This window comes from Pelagibacterium halotolerans (genome assembly GCF_044811015.1).
In the GTDB taxonomy this organism is placed as follows: Bacteria; Pseudomonadota; Alphaproteobacteria; order Rhizobiales; family Devosiaceae; genus Pelagibacterium; species Pelagibacterium halotolerans_A.
In genome coordinates this window covers 1,323,655-1,340,917 of record NZ_CP085243.1, presented here as the reverse complement: position 1 = coordinate 1,340,917, position 17,263 = coordinate 1,323,655, and the positions used below count along the sequence as shown (strand labels likewise).

The 17,263-nt window shown below is 61.6% G+C and carries 21 protein-coding genes and 1 pseudogene; 16 read left to right on the top strand and 6 right to left on the bottom strand.

The genetic code is table 11. From position 1 onward, the window contains the following. Nucleotides 1–203: 203 nt before the first annotated feature. Nucleotides 204–803, bottom strand: a complete 600-nt coding sequence (locus tag LG281_RS06635) for a superoxide dismutase (RefSeq protein WP_404405587.1) — start codon at nt 801–803, stop codon at nt 204–206. Between the two features lie 161 nt (nt 804–964). Between LG281_RS06635 and LG281_RS06630 the strand changes: the two are divergent. Together LG281_RS06630 and LG281_RS06625 are read left to right on the top strand one after the other, a co-directional pair. Further along, nucleotides 965–1,159: pseudogene (locus LG281_RS06630) on the top strand (type II toxin-antitoxin system RelE/ParE family toxin); the annotation flags it as partial. Nucleotides 1,160–1,208: 49 nt separating this feature from the next. After that, nucleotides 1,209–1,457, top strand: a complete 249-nt coding sequence (locus LG281_RS06625; RefSeq protein WP_404405585.1) for a HigA family addiction module antitoxin — start codon at nt 1,209–1,211, stop codon at nt 1,455–1,457. A 38-nt stretch (nt 1,458–1,495) separates the two neighbouring features. Here LG281_RS06625 and LG281_RS06620 read toward each other — a convergent pair whose 3' ends face one another. Then, nucleotides 1,496–3,565, bottom strand: a complete 2,070-nt coding sequence (locus LG281_RS06620) for a S9 family peptidase (protein ID WP_404405583.1) — start codon at nt 3,563–3,565, stop codon at nt 1,496–1,498. Between the two features lie 91 nt (nt 3,566–3,656). On the opposite strand from LG281_RS06620, the gene vapB reads away from it, so the two are divergent. Together vapB and LG281_RS06610 are read left to right on the top strand one after the other, a co-directional pair. Beyond that, entirely contained in the window at nt 3,657–3,905 is a 249-nt protein-coding gene (gene vapB / locus LG281_RS06615) for a type II toxin-antitoxin system VapB family antitoxin (protein WP_404405581.1), read from the top strand. Then, on the top strand, nt 3,905–4,324 hold the full coding sequence (locus tag LG281_RS06610) for a type II toxin-antitoxin system VapC family toxin (protein WP_404405579.1): 420 nt from the start codon (nt 3,905–3,907) through the stop codon (nt 4,322–4,324). Before vapB ends, LG281_RS06610 begins: the two co-directional genes overlap by 1 nt. 2 nt (nt 4,325–4,326) lie before the next feature. Here the strand turns inward: LG281_RS06610 and msrB are convergent, their stop codons facing one another. Then, nucleotides 4,327–4,725 (bottom strand): peptide-methionine (R)-S-oxide reductase MsrB, encoded by a 399-nt coding sequence (gene msrB, locus LG281_RS06605; protein WP_404405577.1) that lies wholly within the window; start codon nt 4,723–4,725, stop codon nt 4,327–4,329. A 219-nt stretch (nt 4,726–4,944) separates the two neighbouring features. On the opposite strand from msrB, the gene LG281_RS06600 reads away from it, so the two are divergent. The 10 genes from LG281_RS06600 (at nt 4,945) to LG281_RS06555 (ending at nt 12,747) form a co-directional block, all read left to right on the top strand. After that, on the top strand, nt 4,945–7,323 hold the full coding sequence (locus LG281_RS06600; protein ID WP_404405575.1) for a putative monovalent cation/H+ antiporter subunit A: 2,379 nt from the start codon (nt 4,945–4,947) through the stop codon (nt 7,321–7,323). Beyond that, on the top strand, nt 7,320–7,742 hold the full coding sequence (locus LG281_RS06595) for a Na+/H+ antiporter subunit B (protein WP_404405573.1): 423 nt from the start codon (nt 7,320–7,322) through the stop codon (nt 7,740–7,742). The genes LG281_RS06600 and LG281_RS06595 overlap by 4 nt, the downstream gene beginning before the upstream one ends. After that, entirely contained in the window at nt 7,742–8,119 is a 378-nt protein-coding gene (locus tag LG281_RS06590; protein WP_404405571.1) for a Na+/H+ antiporter subunit C, read from the top strand. The genes LG281_RS06595 and LG281_RS06590 overlap by 1 nt, the downstream gene beginning before the upstream one ends. A gap of 13 nt (nt 8,120–8,132) precedes the next feature. Beyond that, on the top strand, nt 8,133–9,716 hold the full coding sequence (locus tag LG281_RS06585; protein ID WP_404405569.1) for a Na+/H+ antiporter subunit D: 1,584 nt from the start codon (nt 8,133–8,135) through the stop codon (nt 9,714–9,716). Beyond that, on the top strand, nt 9,716–10,198 hold the full coding sequence (locus tag LG281_RS06580; RefSeq protein WP_404405567.1) for a Na+/H+ antiporter subunit E: 483 nt from the start codon (nt 9,716–9,718) through the stop codon (nt 10,196–10,198). The genes LG281_RS06585 and LG281_RS06580 overlap by 1 nt, the downstream gene beginning before the upstream one ends. After that, a complete protein-coding gene (locus LG281_RS06575; protein WP_404405565.1) occupies nt 10,195–10,518 on the top strand; it encodes a cation:proton antiporter in 324 nt (107 codons plus the stop codon). The genes LG281_RS06580 and LG281_RS06575 overlap by 4 nt, the downstream gene beginning before the upstream one ends. Beyond that, nucleotides 10,515–10,868 (top strand): monovalent cation/H(+) antiporter subunit G, encoded by a 354-nt coding sequence (gene mnhG, locus LG281_RS06570; RefSeq protein WP_404405563.1) that lies wholly within the window; start codon nt 10,515–10,517, stop codon nt 10,866–10,868. The genes LG281_RS06575 and mnhG overlap by 4 nt, the downstream gene beginning before the upstream one ends. A 137-nt stretch (nt 10,869–11,005) precedes the next feature. Further along, the gene (locus tag LG281_RS06565) at nt 11,006–11,428 is read left to right on the top strand and encodes a MucR family transcriptional regulator (RefSeq protein WP_404405561.1); all 423 of its coding nucleotides are present in this window, start codon (nt 11,006–11,008) and stop codon (nt 11,426–11,428) included. Between the two features lie 196 nt (nt 11,429–11,624). Next, nucleotides 11,625–12,062, top strand: a complete 438-nt coding sequence (locus LG281_RS06560) for a helix-turn-helix domain-containing protein (protein ID WP_404405559.1) — start codon at nt 11,625–11,627, stop codon at nt 12,060–12,062. Continuing rightward, nucleotides 12,049–12,747, top strand: a complete 699-nt coding sequence (locus tag LG281_RS06555) for a DUF6456 domain-containing protein (protein WP_404405557.1) — start codon at nt 12,049–12,051, stop codon at nt 12,745–12,747. The genes LG281_RS06560 and LG281_RS06555 overlap by 14 nt, the downstream gene beginning before the upstream one ends. A gap of 39 nt (nt 12,748–12,786) precedes the next feature. On the opposite strand, the gene LG281_RS06550 is transcribed toward LG281_RS06555, so the two are convergent. The 3 genes from LG281_RS06550 to LG281_RS06540 all read right to left on the bottom strand — a co-directional run bounded on the left by LG281_RS06550 (nt 12,787) and on the right by LG281_RS06540 (nt 14,232). Next, a complete protein-coding gene (locus LG281_RS06550; protein ID WP_404405555.1) occupies nt 12,787–13,023 on the bottom strand; it encodes a multiprotein-bridging factor 1 family protein in 237 nt (78 codons plus the stop codon). A 321-nt stretch (nt 13,024–13,344) separates the two neighbouring features. Further along, the gene (locus LG281_RS06545) at nt 13,345–13,770 is read right to left on the bottom strand and encodes a SufE family protein (RefSeq protein ID WP_404405553.1); all 426 of its coding nucleotides are present in this window, start codon (nt 13,768–13,770) and stop codon (nt 13,345–13,347) included. 129 nt (nt 13,771–13,899) lie between these two features. Continuing rightward, nucleotides 13,900–14,232, bottom strand: coding sequence for a hypothetical protein (locus LG281_RS06540; protein ID WP_404405551.1), 333 nt, complete (start codon nt 14,230–14,232; stop codon nt 13,900–13,902). A gap of 324 nt (nt 14,233–14,556) precedes the next feature. Here LG281_RS06540 and LG281_RS06535 point away from each other — a divergent pair, with 324 nt between their 5' ends. After that, on the top strand, nt 14,557–16,215 hold the full coding sequence (locus LG281_RS06535) for an ATP-binding protein (protein ID WP_404405549.1): 1,659 nt from the start codon (nt 14,557–14,559) through the stop codon (nt 16,213–16,215). Next, nucleotides 16,179–17,231 (top strand): peptidoglycan-binding protein, encoded by a 1,053-nt coding sequence (locus LG281_RS06530; protein ID WP_404405547.1) that lies wholly within the window; start codon nt 16,179–16,181, stop codon nt 17,229–17,231. Before LG281_RS06535 ends, LG281_RS06530 begins: the two co-directional genes overlap by 37 nt. Nucleotides 17,232–17,263: the final 32 nt, after the last annotated feature.

Here is a 17,263-nt window from a genome sequence, read left to right as displayed (position 1 = left end):
CGCGAGTCGGAAGCGGAGGGTGCGGGCATGCTTAAAGTAAAAGCCCCGCCTGTGGACACAGACGGGGCATATGAGCGTTTGTCACGTTTCCGCTTCCGCGGCCCTTTGGGTAAACCCGCAAAAGTGGTGCCCATCGCCGGATCAAGTCCGGGGACATGCTTGTGCGAAAAAACGCTTCGATACCGTTCTGACCAGGAGAGGACTTACGAGGCGGCGTCGAAGAGCTCTTCCACGTATTCCCAGTTCACGAGGTTGTCGAACCAGGCTTCGAGGTATTTCGGACGGGCGTTGCGGTAGTCGATATAGTAGGAGTGCTCCCACACATCGACGCCCAGAAGCGGTACGCCGCCGTGGACCAGCGGGTTTTCTCCGTTCGGCGTCTTCATGACTTCAAGCTTGCCGTTTTTGAGGGCGAGCCAGGCCCAGCCCGAACCGAACTGACCGGCGCCGGCGGCGAGGAAATCGGAGCGGAATTTGTCGAAGCCGCCAAGGTCGCTGTCAACGGCAGCCTGCAGTTTGCCCGGCAGCGAGGAGCCGCCGCCATTGGGCTTCATCCACTTCCAGAAATGAATGTGGTTGTAGTGCTGGCCGGCATTGTTGAAGAGGCCCTGGTTCTTGCCGTAGCTCTCCTTGACGATGTCCTCGAGCGCTTTGCCTTCGAGGCCCGAGCCTTCGAGCAGTTTCGAACCATTGGTCACATAAGCCTGATGGTGCTTGTCGTGATGGTATTCGAGCGTTTCGGCCGACATATAAGGCCCAAGCGCATCGTAGGCATAGGGAAGATCGGGAAGGGAAAAGCTCATTGTTGGCCTCCTGTTGAGTGAGGATCGGGATATATGGAAGATAGGGTTGGCGAATTTACCAAGTGAATGCTTTCTATATAACGTGAGCGAACCGCACGGGCAATCGGGATAACGGGAAAAGTTGTTCCGGATTTTCGTCTTGTGTCGTATAGCTATACGCGATGCAACCTGTGTATGATCTCCGGGTTTTGGCACAAGGGCCTCGAAGCGTCTATCGCACAGGATCGACACGGGGAATTCAGGTCGCGCATGCGCGGAAGCTGCGGCGTATTCTGGGGCTGCTTGAAGTGGCGCACGGGCCGCAGGATGTCGCGATTCCATCGTACAGGCTTCATCCGCTCAAGGGTGATCTTGCGGGACACTGGTCAGTATGGGTGAACGGCAATTGGCCTGTAACGTTCCGTTTTGCTGGATCTGACGTCGAACTCGAAAATCCTCAAGGAGGACGTGTTCGAACCGCTCGGCCTCTCTGTAACCGAGGCGGCCGAACGGTTGGCGATGTCGCGCGTGGCGCTTTCGCGGGTCGTGAACGGCGAGGCCGGAATCAGCCCGGATTTGGCGATCCGGCTGGAAAAGGCCGGCGTGAGCACGGCGCGCGCCTGGATCGCCTTGCAGGCTAATTACGACCTGTGGCGCGCCATGCAGCGCAAATAGCCGCCCGTTCGCGCGCTGCAGGACGACGCGGCGTAAACCTACGCCAGCCCCACGCATTTGAGCGCGAAGGCGTAGGTGATCGCGGTTTCCTTGATCCGTTCGAAGCGGCCCGAGGCGCCGCCATGCCCGGCGCCCATATTGGTCCGCAGGTATAATGGATTGGTGTCGGTCTTGGTCGCGCGCAGTTTCGCCACCCATTTGGCCGGCTCCCAATAGGTGACGCGCGGGTCGGTGAGCCCGGCCAGCGCGAGGATGGGCGGGTAGTCTTTCGCTTCGACATTGTCGTAAGGCGAGTAGGACGCGATACGCTCATACGCTTCTTTCGACGCGATCGGGTTCCCCCATTCGGGCCATTCGGGCGGGGTGAGCGGAAGCGTGTCGTCGAGCATGGTGTTGAGCACGTCGACGAAGGGGACGATGGCCATCACGCCCGCCCAGAGATCGGGCCGCATGTTTGCAATCGCGCCCATGAGCATGCCGCCCGCCGAACCGCCCTCGGCGACGATCCTGCCCTTGGCGGTATAGCCGGCCTCAATCAGCATTTCGGCGGCGGCAATGAAATCGGTGAAGGTGTTGACCTTGTGCTCGGCGCGGCCGGTCTTGTACCAGCGATAGCCTTTGTCCATGCCGCCACGGATATGCGCCGTGGCAAAGACGAAGCCGCGGTCTACCAGCGACAGATGGGAGACTGAGAATGCGGCGGGAATCGAATGGCCGTAAGAGCCGTAGCCGTAAAGAAGGCACGGCGCCGAGCCGTCGAGGCTGAGGCCCTTGCGATAGAGGAGGGTGACGGGCACCTCTTCGCCGTCGGCCGCTGTGGCGAAGAGACGTCTGGTTTCATAAAGCGCGGGGTCGTGGCCCGATGGCACTTCCTGCTGCTTGCGGAGGACACGCGCGCCGGTTTCGAGGTCCATGTCGTAAACCTGAGCGGGGGTCGTCGGCGAGGAATAGGAAAAGCGGATCGTTGCGGTGTCGAACTCGTAGCCGGGGATGAGGCCCAGCGAATACGCCTCCTCGGGGAAGGCGATGGTTTCTTCGCTGTCTGTGCGCAGATCGCGCACGACGATGCGAGGAAGACCATCCTTGCGCTCAAGGCGGATGAGGTGGTTGGCCAACACGTCCATATCGAGGATGAGTGTGCCGGATTCGTGGGGGACGAGGTCTTGCCAGTTGCTAACGCCAGGATCGGAGACCGGCGCGGTCGCGATCTTGAAGTCTTCCGCCTCGTTATCGTTGGTGAGGATGTAAAGCGTGCCATCACGCTCTTCGAGAGAATATTCAGTGTTCTCGTGCCGCGGCTCGACGAGAGATGGCGCGCCGCCCTTGTCCGCGTCGATCAGCCAGACCTCGGAGGTCTGGTGGTCGTGCGCTGAAATGGTGATGAACCGACGGGACTGGGTGAGCCCGACGCCGACGAAGAAGCCGGGGTCTTTCTCCTCGTAGACGATGGTGTCTTCGTCCTGTGCGGTGCCCAGTATATGCCGGCGGACGCGGAAGGGGCGGTGGTTCTCGTCGAGTTCGACGTAGTAGAACGACGCGTTGTCATTGGCCCAGAGCGCGCCGGACCCGGCCTTTTCGATGGTCTCTTCGCGGTCTTTGCCGGTCGCGGCGTCGCGGATGTGGATGGTGTAGTATTCCGACCCGTTCCGGTCCGCCGCCCAGGCGATCATGGTGTGATCGGGCGAATGTTCGGCACCCCCGAAGCCAAAATAGCCTTCACCGGCCTCGGCGTTGCAATCAAGGAGGATCGTTTCGTCTCCGCCCTCGCGGGGTGCGCGGCAGACGAGCGGATACTGGTCGCCCTCGCGGGTGCGCGAATAATAGGCGAAGGGGCCATCGGGCGCGGGGACGGAACTGTCGTCCTCTTTGATGCGGCCGCGGATTTCCGCGTAGATTTTTTCCTGCAGTGCCTTGGTGGGTTCGCCGAACCGGGATTCGTAAAAGGCGTTCTCGGCCTCGAGATAGTCGCGGATGTCCTGCGGCAGCGTCTCGGGATCGGCCATGACCTCGCGCCAGTTCTCCGCGCGGAGCCACGCATAGGGGTCTTCGCGGGTGATGCCGTGGCGGGTGTCGGAGAAGGGACGCTGGGCGGCGGAGGGGGTGGTCATGGGATGTCCTGGGGTGGGTGCAAACTCAGTACGAGATTTTGACATATGCACGGTATATGCTAAAATGGCAACGCATCTATGGAGGCCAGCCGTGGCTCGCACAGTGTCCATTTTCCGCAACAACCGCAATCAGGCAATACGCCTCCCCAAGGATTTTGAGTTCCATGGGGTAACCGAGCTGTCCATCGAACGGAAGGGCGACACGATCCTCCTGCGCCCCGTGCGGCCGGACTGGATTTCGTTTGCGGCCGAGCCGCACGCGGATCCGGACTTTTTGCGCGAGCGGCTGGACCTCATCGAGGAAGGCCGGTTCTCGTTCGAGGATACCGGTAAGCACTGATGTCGGTCATATATATGCTCGATACCAACATCTGCTCCTACATCATGCGCGAGCGGCCCGTCTCCGTACTCGAACGGCTGCAGGAAGCGGTGGAAAGCCAGCATCAGATTGTCATCTCCGTAATCACCTACTACGAAATGCTGCTGGGCACGGTGGGCCGCAATGCGTCGCCCCGCCATGCGCATCTGGTCGACACATTCGTCAAGCGTCTCTCGGCCATTCTGCCCTGGGAAGCGGCGGCGGCAGTCGAGGCAACGCAGATAAAGCGTGCACTGGCCGTAAAGGGAATGCCCATCGGCAGCAACGACACCATGATCGCGGGGCACGCGTTAGCCGCCGACTGCGTTCTGGTTACCAACAATGGCCGTGAGTTCGCCCGCGTCCCCGAACTGCGGTTCGAGAACTGGATGGAGGGGTAGCCTCACGCCTCCGGCTTGAAATCCAGTGCCAGCCCGTTGGTGCAATAGCGCTGCCCAGTCGGCGCCGGGCCATCGGGAAACACATGGCCAAGATGCGCGTCGCAATTGGCGCAGCGGATTTCGGTGCGGCGCTGAAAAAAGCTGCGGTCGTCGACTTCCTTGATCACATCGTCCGACACTGGCTGGAAGAAACTCGGCCAGCCCGAGCCGGAATCGTATTTGGCGTCCGAGGTGAACAGCGCCGTGCCGCAACACACGCAATAATAAATCCCCTCCCGTTTTTCGAGGTTGTAGGGATGGGAAAACGCGCGCTCGGTACCGTGCTCGCGGGTGACGTGGTACTGCTCCGGCGTCAATTTATCGCGCCATTCGGCGTTGGAGGTCTTCGTCATATCGGTCATGGTGCGTTTTCGCCTTTATTGAAGTGTTGTTCATTATTATAGCGTTTGTCTGCGATATGGTGTTCACAACTCCTCGCGGCAATCCCGTGTTCCAGTCCGATCGGGCCGGTTTCGGTTGAGCTTGTCGTGAGGCACGTTACTCTTTGCGCGCTGATTCTCTTTTCCGCTGCTTGAGGGCATCGGTGTCGCGGTTCTGGTTTGAATGGTCCGGGGGCTGATTTGGGTCCAAGTCTCGATTTTTCGATTGCGTTGATCGCGGTTGCGCCCTTTATCGTCGCCATATTCGCGCCATGGATCAAATCGTTTACCGGCCCGCTCGCCGGTTGGGTGCTTGCCATCGTCCCTGCGGCTATATTCGCGCTGCTTTTGACCTTCGTTACACCGGTCGCCGAATATACCGTCGTCCAGGCGGCGCTGCCCTGGATCCCTTCCTATGGCATCAGCTTCTCGTTCTTCATCGACGGATTGAGCCTGATGTTTGGGTTGCTGATCTCGGGGATCGGCACCTTTATCGTCATCTACTCGGGCGGCTATCTCGCCGGGCATCCGCATCAGGGGCGGTTCTTCTCCTATATGCTGATGTTCATGGGCTCGATGCTCGGGCTAGTGCTGGCGGACAACATCTTCACGCTCTTCGTCTTCTGGGAGTTGACCTCGATCACGTCGTTCCTCCTGATCGGGTTCGACCATTCGCGCCAGGCCGCGCGCCGCGCCGCGATCCAGGCGCTGGTGGTGACCGGCGCGGGTGGGCTCGCCTTGCTTGCAGGGCTTATCCTGATGTCTGTGGTGAGCGGCGAGAACAGCCTGACCGGCTTCCTTGGGCAGGCCGGGACGATGCAGGAACAGCCGATCTACCTGCTTGCGCTTTTGCTGGTGCTTGCCGGTGCGTTCGCCAAATCCGCGCAGGTGCCGTTCCATTTCTGGCTGCCCAACGCAATGGAGGCGCCGACGCCGGTCTCGGCTTATCTGCACTCGGCGACGATGGTGAAGGCCGGCGTCTACCTGATCGCGCGGATGAGCCCGGTGCTGGGCGGGACGCCCGAATGGTTCTGGATTTTGACGCTCGTCGGCGGGCTGACGCTTTTGTGGGGCGGCGCGCTGGCGGTGCGGCAAACGGATCTCAAGCAGATACTTGCCTATACGACGCTGGGCTCGCTCGGGCTTCTGGTGATGCTTTTGGGCTTCGGCACCAAGGAAGCCGTGCTCGGGGCGATCCTTTATCTGTGCGCACACTCCTTCTTCAAGGGCGGTCTCTTCATGGTCGCTGGCGCCATCGATCACGGCACCGGGACGCGCGATATCACCGCGCTTGGGGGCCTGCGCGAACACCTGCCGGTGACGTTTATCGCCGCCGCTCTGGGGGCGTTCTCGATGGCAGGATTTCCCATTGCGCTGGGTTTCCTTGCCAAGGAAGAGATGTATCTCGCCCTGGTGCACGGGCTCTGGCCTGATCTTTTCTTCCTCGCGGTCCTGATCCTCGGCAATGCGCTGATGATGGCGGTCGGCATCCTCGTTGCCACCAAGCCGTTCCTTGGGCCGCTAAAGCCCACGCCGCACGAGCCGCACGAGGGGGGGCTGTCCCTCTGGATCGGACCGGTGATCCTCGGGGTGATGGGCATTTCGGCGGGGCTCTTTACCGACTGGATCAATCATTTCGCGCTCAACCCCATTGGCGGGTCGATCACCAACCATGAGGTCGATGCGCATGTCCATCTCGCCTTCGATCTGACCAACCCGGCGGTGTGGGCCTCGCTTGCGACCTGGGCGCTCGGTGGCGCGATCATCTGGCGGGCCGATGCGGTGCGCGGCGCGCTGCGGCGGACCGGGCAGGCGATCGGTTGGACCTTCGATATCGGGTTCGACGCGCTGATGTTCGGGCTTATCCGGTTTGCCGACGCGGTGACGCGCGTGCTCCATCACGGGCGGCTCGAATGGTATATTCTCTTGATGTTCTCCGTCTTGGCGGTGGTGCTCTATGCGCCGATGCTGATCACCGGGACGATGCCGGATATGCCCGCATTTCCGGATCTCACCTTCTACGAATGGGGCGCCATCCTGATCGCCGCGGCGGGGCTCGTCGCGATCCTGCTTCTGCGCACGCGGCTGACGGCCATCGTTGCGCTGGGCATTCAGGGTTTTGCCGTCGCGCTCATCTTCCTGCTCTTCGGCGCGCCGGATCTGAGCTTTACCCAGTTCATGGTCGAAACGCTCTCGGTCGTCATTCTCGCGCTGGTGATGACCCGGCTGCACCTTGATGCCCGCGATCCGCGTGAGTTCGAAGTCGCTCTGCGCGACGGTGCGGTGGCGATCCTGGCGGCGACGGGTTTCGCCGTCGTGCTGCTGAGCGTCCTGCAGCTCAACCTCGATCTCTCGCTCACCGAGTTCTTCAACGAGACAAGCCGGCCGCTGGCGCATGGGCGCAATATCGTCAACGTCATCCTCGTCGACTACCGCGCCATTGATACACTGGGCGAGATTTCCGTCGTGATGGCCGCCGGCATTGCGGTTCTGGCGCTCGTCCGGCTCCGGGGCGGAAATGGCGACATGCCAAGAGGCATTGCCAGGCCCACGGCGAGACGCCGGAGGAAAGCGTCATGAATACCGTCATTTTCCGGACCGCGGCGCCGATCCTCGCCGCGCTGATGATCATGTTTTCGGTCTTCGTCCTGCTGCGCGGACACAATGAGCCGGGTGGCGGGTTCATCGGTGGGCTGATCGGGGCCTCGGGGATAGCGATCTACGGCATTGCGTGCGGCGTCGAGGCAACGCGCAAGGCTTTGAAGGTTCACCCCATTTCACTCGCGGGATTTGGCGTGTTCCTTGCCGCGCTGAGCGGCTTCCTTTCGTTGCCCGCGGCGGATCCGTTCCTGACTGGGCTCTGGGTGACCTTCTTTGTGGAGGGGGCGGAGATCGCACTTTCCACACCGATGCTGTTCGATATCGGGGTCTATTTCGTGGTGGTGGGGGCTGTAGGCACCATCGCGCTGACACTCGAGGGCGGGGAGGACGAGGACTGATGGAAACCGCACTTGTGGGGCTTATCGCCCTGTTCTTTGCCGTCTCGCTCTATCTGTTGCTGTCTAAATCCGTTATCCGGATGCTGTTGGGCATTTCCATTCTGGGCAATGCGGTCAATCTTTTGATTTTCACCACCGGCCGGCTGACGCGGGAAGTGCCGCCCATCGTACCAGAGGGCGCGTATGCGCCACTTGCGGATTCGGCGAACCCTTTGCCGCAGGCGTTGATTTTGACCGCCATCGTGATCGGCTTCTCGCTCTTTGCCTTCCTTCTGGTGCTGGGCTATCGCGCCTATCAGGCGCTCGACGCCGACAACACCGACAATATGCGCCTCGCAGAGCCCGAAAACGCTCCGCGTCCGCCCCTGAGCTACTAGGTACCAAGCAAGAATGGCAACAACAGGCCACGATACGCTCAACCTCCCCCCCGCGATGATCGAGGGCGCGACCGCGTCCGCGGACTGGATCGTCGTCTGGCCCGTGGCGCTTGCGCTCGTGGGCGCCGGGCTTCTGGTGATGCTGCGCAACCAGCGGGCGATGCAGTCGGTTTTCGCCGGTCTGGTCGTGCTCGCGATCATCGTTTCCAATGTCTATCTGCTTCTGCGCGTGTTCGAGGCGGGACCGCTTGCCATGACCATGGGCAAATGGCTGCCGCCCTTCGGCATCACCTTTGCCGCCGATATGACCAGCGCGCTCTTCGCGCTGGCCGCGTCGGTCGCCGCTTTGGTTATTGTGATCTTTGCCAAGGTCGAACTTGACGAGCGCGAATACCGCTTCGGCTTCTATCCGCTTCTGTTGCTGCTCTTGTGCGGGGTGAGCGGGTCGTTCCTCACCGGGGATATCTTCAACCTCTATGTCTGGTTCGAAGTGATGCTGATTGCGTCGTTCGGGCTTTTGATTCTGGGCGGGCGGCGTATCCAGATCGATGGCGCGGTGAAATACGGCTTCCTGAATTTCCTCGCGACCACGCTGTTCCTGATCGCGATCGCCTATCTCTACGGCATCACCGGCACGCTCAACATGGCCGACATCGCGCAGAAATCGGCGCAGGCGCCAATCGGGCCGCTGCTGACGGTTTCGGGGCTGTTCCTGTTCGCCTTCGGCATCAAGGCCGCTGCCTTCCCGGCCAACGCCTGGTTGCCGGCGGCATATCACACGCCTGCGGTCGCTGTGTCGGCGCTCTTCGGCGGGCTTTTGACCAAGGTTGGCGCTTACGCCGCCTATCGGGTGCTGGTGCTCTTGCTGCCCGAGGGACGGGGAATGCTCGAGCCGGTCATTCTCGTCATCGCTGTAGCGACGATGATCCTCGGACCGCTGGGCGCGCTCGCGCAGACCAATCTGCGCCGGGCCATCGGTTTTCTTGTGATCGGCGGCATCGGCGTGCTTTTTGCCGGGCTGACGCTGGGCACCCAGCACGGGATCGGTGGCGGCGTCATCTACGCGGTGCATTCGATCCTGACGCTGACGGCCTTCTACCTCGTCGGCGGGCTCGTCGAGCGCATGAGCGGCACGCAGGACATCCGCTATATGGGCGGGATCTATACGGCCAATGCGCCGCTTTCGATCCTGTTTATCATCCTCGTTTTCGCCATCGCAGGGTTACCGCCCTTCCTCGGGTTGTGGCCGAAAATCCTGCTCGTCGAAGGTGGGGTCAGGGCAGGGGAATGGGTGATCGTCGCGACGCTCCTGCTCAATTCCCTTTTGACGCTGATTGCCGCAAGCCGGCTTTGGGCGCATATTTTCTGGCGCAACGGCCACGAAGGCGCGCGCTCCGAGCAGCCCAACGAAACCTTGCGGCGCCTGACGTCCGATGAAACCCGGCTGGGGCTCGCTCCGACCATCGTCCTGGTTGCGCTGATCGTGGTTTTGGGACTTTTCCCCAACTGGCTGATCGAGGCGGGCGGGATCGCGGCCATCGATATGCTCAACCCTGAGCGTTACATCTCTGCCGTTTTCGCAGGAGTGCCGCACTGATGAATTTCGCCCTCATCGTTCTGATTCTCGCCATCGTCTGGGGCGCCGTTACCGGTTCGTTCGGCATCATGAACCTGTTGCTGGGCGTCGCCGTCGCGGTCATCGCGCTGTTCTTCGTCCGCGACAGGGTGACACGGCCGAATTTTCTGCGCCGGATATGGCGTGTTCTCTCGCTGGTCGGGCTATTCCTTTACGAACTGATGATGTCGGCGATCCGTGTGGCGGTGCTCGTGGCCTCGCCGGACATGAAGCGCAAAATCCATCCCGCCATCATCGCCTATCCGCTGACGGTCACCTCTGACGCCGAGATCACGCTTCTGGCCAATCTCATCACGCTCACGCCGGGTACGCTGAGCATCGACGTGTCAGAAGACCGCAAGACGCTCTACGTCCATGCGCTGGAATTGCGTAGCGAGGAAGAGACCGTCCAATCCATACGCACCGGCTTCGAAGCCAAGATCCTTGAGGTATTTGAGCCATGACCGGCCCCGAATTCCTGCATCTGGCGACCACCATTTCGCTCGGTCTTTTAACCGCGTCGTTGCTCCTAACGATGTATCGTATCGTCGTCGGCCCGACGCTGCCGGACCGTATCCTGGCGCTCGACATGCTGGTGGCCGTGGTGATCGGCTATATCGTCGTTATCGCCATCCGCACGGGCTTTACGCTTTATCTCGACATCGCCATCGCGCTGGGGCTGGTGGGGTTCCTCTCGACCGTGGCCTTCGCCCGCTTCATCTACCAGCGCTGGGAATTCTCTCGCAGCGCGCAAGAAGAGTCCCGCGAGGAGGCCAGGGAATGATCGCCGATCTGCTCTATTTCGTTGCCGGTCTACTCCTTGTAATTGGCGCCGTGTTCAGTTTCCTTGCCGTCGTCGGCATTCTGCGGCTGCCCGATCTTTATACGCGTGCCCACGCCGCCTCCAAGGCCGGGACAGTGGGGTCGGGGCTCACGCTGATCGCGATCGCGTTGATATCGTTCGACGGCGCGGTGATTCTCCGGGCGCTTGTGGGGATCGTGTTTTTCATGCTGACTGCACCGATTTCCGCCCATCTTCTGGCAAGGGCCGCCTATATCGCGGGATACAAACCCTGTGGAGAAACCGTATTTAACGCGCTGGAAAATCGTGAGGGCAATTCAAGTAAAGATTAGAATGCGCTAAATTTCGCCAAGATGTATTGCAAAGCTTGAATCTGTGACTAAATAACCGTAGACGTACCCAATTGATGCATGCGCGTCCAATCACCCCGCGTAAGCTTTATATGTCCCCAACCTGAAAGGGAAACGCAATGACCAACACGGTGGATGCGGAGCCCAAGGTCGATGTCGACCTTGTTGAGTTCAGTACCGAAATCGTATCGGCTTATGTAAGCCATAATGCCATCAGCCCGACCGATCTTCCCAAGCTGATCGGCGATGTTCACGCGGCGCTCAAAGCATTGCAGGCCGAAGAGACTGCCCCGCCGGTAGAAGAAAAGAAGCCGGCTGTTCCCGTGCGCAAGTCTGTGACGCCGGACTACATCATCTGTCTCGAAGACGGCAAGAAGTTCAAGTCGCTGAAGCGCCATCTGCGCACGCACTACAACCTTTCGCCGGAAGAATACCGCGAGAAATGGGGTCTGCCGAGCGACTACCCGATGGTCGCGCCGAGCTATTCGGCCACGCGCTCCAAACTCGCCAAGGTCAACGGCCTGGGCCGCAAGTCGGCCTGATTACGGGCTGAAGACGCAGCGCACCTGCCGCGTCGGGGACAGCGGATTCGCATTGAATCCAAATCGATTATCGTGTTTGAGGCCGCCTCCGGGCGGCCTTTTTCGTGCCCGAATAAACCATGGGAAAAAGAAGTTATCCCCGCCCCCTTCATATGCGGTTATAGGAATTATATCCTATATACGAGGGGGTATTCCTATGACGACCGAACAAACCTACATCCAGACGGCTCAAAAGCCTGGAAAATCCGGGGGTTCCGGCGCTATTCCGCCAGAGCGGGATCGTCTGGTGCGGCGTGCATGCCGTGAAGTAGGGCGCCACGTTGCCGAGGCGCATGGCGTGACGCTTGCCGAACTGCTTACCCCCAACCGATCGCGGGCGAAGGTGGCGGCGGCGCGCCAGGTGGCAATGTATCTCAGCCACACGCTTTTGAGCACAACGATGACTGAAGTCGGCCGCGCTTTCGGGCGGGACCGCAAAACCGTCTCCCACGCCTGCGCCGCCGTCGAGGACATGCGCGACGACAAGGCAGTCGATGAACACCTCGCTGCTCTTGAGCGTGTGATCGAGGATGCGCTGGTTGCCGCCCGCATGTGCCCAGGCAAAGACCGGGAGGTCCGCCATGCCCGCCACTGAACGGCAGATCCGGTTCGTCCGCGGCCTGTTGCGCGGCAGGGGCGCGGAGGCCGAAAGCCTCTCGGTGCGTGAGCGGACAGAGCTGATCGCGGACGGGATCGTTACGGAAACGGAAGCAGGACTACGAGCGGCCGCCCCGGCGCGCGAATGGTTGCGCAGGGCACTGGCGTCTCAGGGCGTCGAGCCCTGCACCATACCGCCAACGACCGATCCGCTGCCTCAGCTGGCTCCGTTGGCGCGTTCGACCGGCGGCCGTCCGGCTTTCCTTGCGCCGCATCATTTGGAGGCCGGGCGCAGGGTTCAGCAATTATTCGACCGGGCGCATCTCACTCCCCGCACCACCATGGCCTATAGTCCCGTCACGACGTCCGGCGGGCGGGATGGGCAGGGCGCTGCCGATATCACCGACATGGCGGCATCGGCACGCAAAAGATTGGCGGAAATCCACGCCCGCCTTCCGCGCGATTGCGCCGGGGTCGTCATCGACGTGTGCGGATATGAAAAGGGGTTGCAGACGGTCGAGACCGAACGCGGCTGGCCCCGGCGCTCCGCGAAGCTTGTACTGAGGATCGGCCTCGATCAACTGGCCAGGGATTACGGGCTGATGCCAGTGGCAAGAGGACCCGACACAGCCCGTGACAGAGGCTGGATGGATCGCGACGCGCGGCCGGCGGAGTTCTGTTGATGGCGTAGGGCCAGGTTTCGGTTGGGAAGCTTGCGTGGGTTACGCTTCAGCCAATTGCCGCAAGGCTGCCGCCGCATCGAAGCCCAGAATTTCCGCAATTGCGAGAAATTCGACCACATCCACCCGCCGCTGCCCGCTTTCGAGTCGTGCGACGAATGACTGATATTCGCCGAGCCGGGTCGCCAGTTCCGCTTGCGTTATTCCGGCTGCCTGACGTTGCTCGATCAGGAATTCGATCAGGGCGCGATGGCGCGCCGATGCCAGCGTTTTTTCCAACTCCGCCCCCGTAGACCGTCAACGGGGACTCGCAATAATCTGAAATTCAGATTATCGCAAAATCAGATATTTCGGGGCCATCGAGGTATCGGGTTGAGGATATGGGGTATTGCAAACAGATTGGTGAAGACAATCGCCGTGACAGGATGCGCCGCGCGCGGATGCGTCCTTTTCGCCGGTTTGCTGGCAATGCCCTCACCGTCAGCCTGTGGGCGTTGACGCTGGTGCTGTTTGGAACTTTTCTGGTTCACCTGTTTTCGCCCTGAAGCATGGTGTTGCGGGGGCTGCAGCGGAAAGCCGGTTCTTGTCCCGGACAGGGCTTCAGGCCATCGCCATGGCGTCCGAGCGGATACGCTTGACCATCGCGGCCAGCCCGTTCGAGCGCTGCGTGGACAAGTGCTCGCGCAGGCCGATATCGTCGAGCAGCGGGATCGCGTCGGTCTCGGCGACGTCCCTGGGCGTGCGGCCGGAATAAAGCGCGAGCAGGATCGCAACCAGGCCCTTGACGATCAACGCGTCGGACTCTCCGCGATAGGTCAGCACGGTTTCGCCATTGACCGCATGCGGCTCCGTGACAAGCCATACCTGCGAGGCGCAGCCATGCACCTTATTCGCCGGGTTGCGCTCGGTTTCCGCAAGCGGCGGCAGGGCCTGCCCCAACTCGATGACATAGCGGTACCGATCCTCCCAATCATCGAGGAAGGAAAGGTTTTCGGCAATTTCGTCAAATGCGGGTGTCGTCGTCATACGCCCTAGATAGAGTACTGCGCGCCACAAAAAAAGGGCCGCAGACGCGGAAAACCGTGCATCTGCGGCCTAATGAAGAAGCGTGCCCGGCCAAGTTCGGCCACAGCAGGCTCCGGGGGAGGAGTGTCGTTAGCTTGCCCAGTCGGGGCGCTTGGGCGGCACAGGCGCGCTCTCGGGGACGACGGCTGCGTCCATGAGCGTCAAAGTGGCGGGATCGGCAGATGCGATGACGGTGGGGAGGGTGCCATCGTCTTTACCGATACTCTCCAGAACACCAAGCGCGGCGGCGCGCCCCGTGGTGCATTCGAGCGAGCCGCAGGGGAGGCTCGAAAGTCCCGCAACCGCAATCTGCGGCGCGGATTTGCTGACAGCCTGTGCGGCATTGCCGATATCCGTGCCCGCATGGGGTGCAAGCACGAGATAGGCGGCAGTGAGCCAGAAAGCCGAGCGCAGTAGAAACATTTTCCGAACCACCTTTGCCCCGATGCAAGGGAACCAACGTCGGACAGGCTAGCAGGGCGCCGTAAAGCCGGTCTGGAAAAAACGCATAAAATTGTCATCAAATTTTCGATCAATTGCAGGCGCTCCGGTAAGGCAGGATTCAGCAAGGAACTATTTACGCTAACCGGAGAAACCGACCCGATTCGGCACTCAAATTGCGCTTTGGCAACGTCTTCGGCCAGGGACTTAAGGGTGCATTAGGGCTTGGGATGGAACTGTGTCGCCAACCACTGGAAATCTCCTGTGGGATTCGGGCGAGTAGCGCCCGGAAAGTCGAGTAGCTTCATGCGCAACCCTTTGAAATTCGTGGATATCGGCGCATCCCTGGCCGAGCCGGCGGCGATCGGAACCCGGGCCACGCGCAAGGGCCGCGAAGGGCTGTTTTTTGCTGCTATGGGTCTGCTTGCCGCCGCCGCGATCGCCTATCCGTTCGCGCTCTATTTTCTGACGACCGGGCTTAGGATTCCTTTCCTTCTTGCCAGCATTGCCATGGCTGGCGGCGGGGTTTCCCTCGCGCTGCATATGCACAAGCGCTTCGCGCAGGAACGGGCCTGTCTTATCGCGACCGTCGCCGCGCTCGGCTTGACGCTGACGCTCGCAGATCCCGATGTCCTCGATTTCGGGCTCGCGGCTCTCATCGGCGTCGTGATTTTCGCGTTCGGAGGTTATATTCGCCGCAACCCTACGTCCCAAAACGCATGGGGTGCGGCGGGTGCTGAGCGGCCGGCCTTTGCGGACTTCATTGAAAGCGTGCCCGATGCCGTGGCCGTTTTTGGGGGCGATGGCGCGCTACGCTATCTCACGCGCTCCACGAGTCGCCTGCTGGCGTGCCAGCGCTATGAACTCGACGGCGACGGCTTTTTCGAACGCATCCACGTGATGGACCGCCCCGCCTATATGGCCGCAATCTCCAGCGCCACGCGGCGCGGCAAGGTCTCGCAGGTCGAAATGCGGATGCGCCGCGATAGCGAAACGCCGGGCCGGTCCGCACACTATGTCTGGATCGAGATGAGCCTTTCCCCCGTCAGCGAATCTGCCGAGGGCATGGACGCGCACGACGTCATCGGTGTGATGCGCGACATTACTGCCCGCAAGGACACCGAGGGCGAGACAGAAAAGGCCCGCCGCGAGGCCGAGCAGGCCTCGGAGGCGAAGTCGCGCTTCCTCGCCACCATCGGACATGAGCTGCGCACACCCCTCAATGCCATTGTCGGGTTTTCGGATATGATGCAAGCGGGGATCGGCGGTACGCTCTCGCCCGGGCATCAGGAATATGCCGGGCACATCCGCCAGAGCGGACTGCACCTCCTCGAAGTCGTGAACATGCTTTTGGACATGTCCAAGATCGAGGCGGGCAAGTTCGAGATTTCGACCGATCTGTTTTCGCCTGAAACGCTTGTCGATCCCTGTATCCAACTCGTCGAGCAGCAAGCCGCCGACAAGGGCGTGACGCTCACCCGCGCACTGGCGCCTGGCCTGCCGCAACTCATGGCGGACGAGCGGGCCTGCCGCCAGATCCTCATCAACCTGCTTTCGAACGCAGTCAAATTCAGCCACGAAGGCGGTGAGGTGCAGCTGGCCATGCGGCGGCAGGGCAAGATGCTCGCCGTTGCAGTTTCCGACTCCGGAATTGGCATGACGCCCGAAACCATCGGGCGCATCGGCGAACCGTTCCTGCAGGAGCAGGGCGGTCTCTCGCGCCGGTATGAGGGGACGGGGCTTGGGCTCTCGATCGTAAAGGGACTTGTGGGGCTCCATGACGGACAACTGCACGTCACCTCCGAGCCGGGAATCGGCACGACAGTGACCGTCCTGCTGCCGCTCGACGGGCCCGAACGCACGCGCAAGCCGCATTCGGCGGAAATCGCGGTCCTCCATAAGGACACCAGCCGCAACGACGAAGACAAATGGCAACACGACGAAAGACAAAGCGCCGCAAGATGAACCAGACCTCGACCGCTTCGATGCCAATGGCGATTGGCAACGCCTTCATTTCGTTTATCGGACGGGGCGTTGCGTGGGGAGCGGGCAGGATGATGCACGCGCCGATGACCTCGACCGGCGTGATCGTTGTCGCGGGGCTCTCGATGATGGCGGCGGCCAACGCGCTGTTCCTGCAGGATGGATATCACCCGGCGCCCATGTTCGGCGCGCCGGCAGTCAGCCGTCCCGAGCCCGTCGAACCCGTTGTCGAACGCCCGGCCAACCTGACGGCAGCACCTCAGCCTGCCGCCGAACGCCCGGTGGCGCCATCCACGCCCGCCGCTCAAGAGGCGCAGCCCGCGACACAGACGGCCACGTCCGAGACCAGTGCAAACGCATCCGTTGCGATCGGCAATGAGGACATCGCCGAACTCCAGCGCAAGCTCAAGGCCATGGGCCTGTTCGACGGCGTCGTGGACGGCTATTACGGCCCCAAGACCGCCGATGCGATCCGTGCATTCGAGGCGCGCACGGGCTTGCCGCGCACCGGGGCCGCGACACCTGAAGTCATCGACGCCGTGCGCAACGCACCCGTCACGACATCGGAGGTAACCCCTCAACCCCCGCAGCAGCCGGCTGCACAGTCGATGCCCGCACCGGTTGCAGTGGAACCCGCGGGACAGGATATCGCGGCGCTTATCGCCGGTAACGAAACGGCGCCTGCCGAGGTGCCAATCCAGCAAGCCGACGCACAGCTCTTCGATCCGTCAGCATCCGGTGGGAGCGAACCGGCCGCACAAACGGCGTCGGGCCCGGCGTCCGCGCCCATCCCCGCTGCGCTCGACCGGGAACTCGTGAGCACGGTCCAGCGCGGGCTGGCCCAATTGGGCTTCCTTCAGGCACCGGTTGACGGCGTCGCTGGCACGAGTACGGCGGAAGCGATCCGCAAGTTCGAGATCTTCCACAACTACCGCACGACAGGACAGGTCAGCCGGGATCTCGTCGACATGCTTGAAGCCGCCGGCGCAGACATATAAACCGGCGCTTCATTCAGGTTCGATAGAGGCCA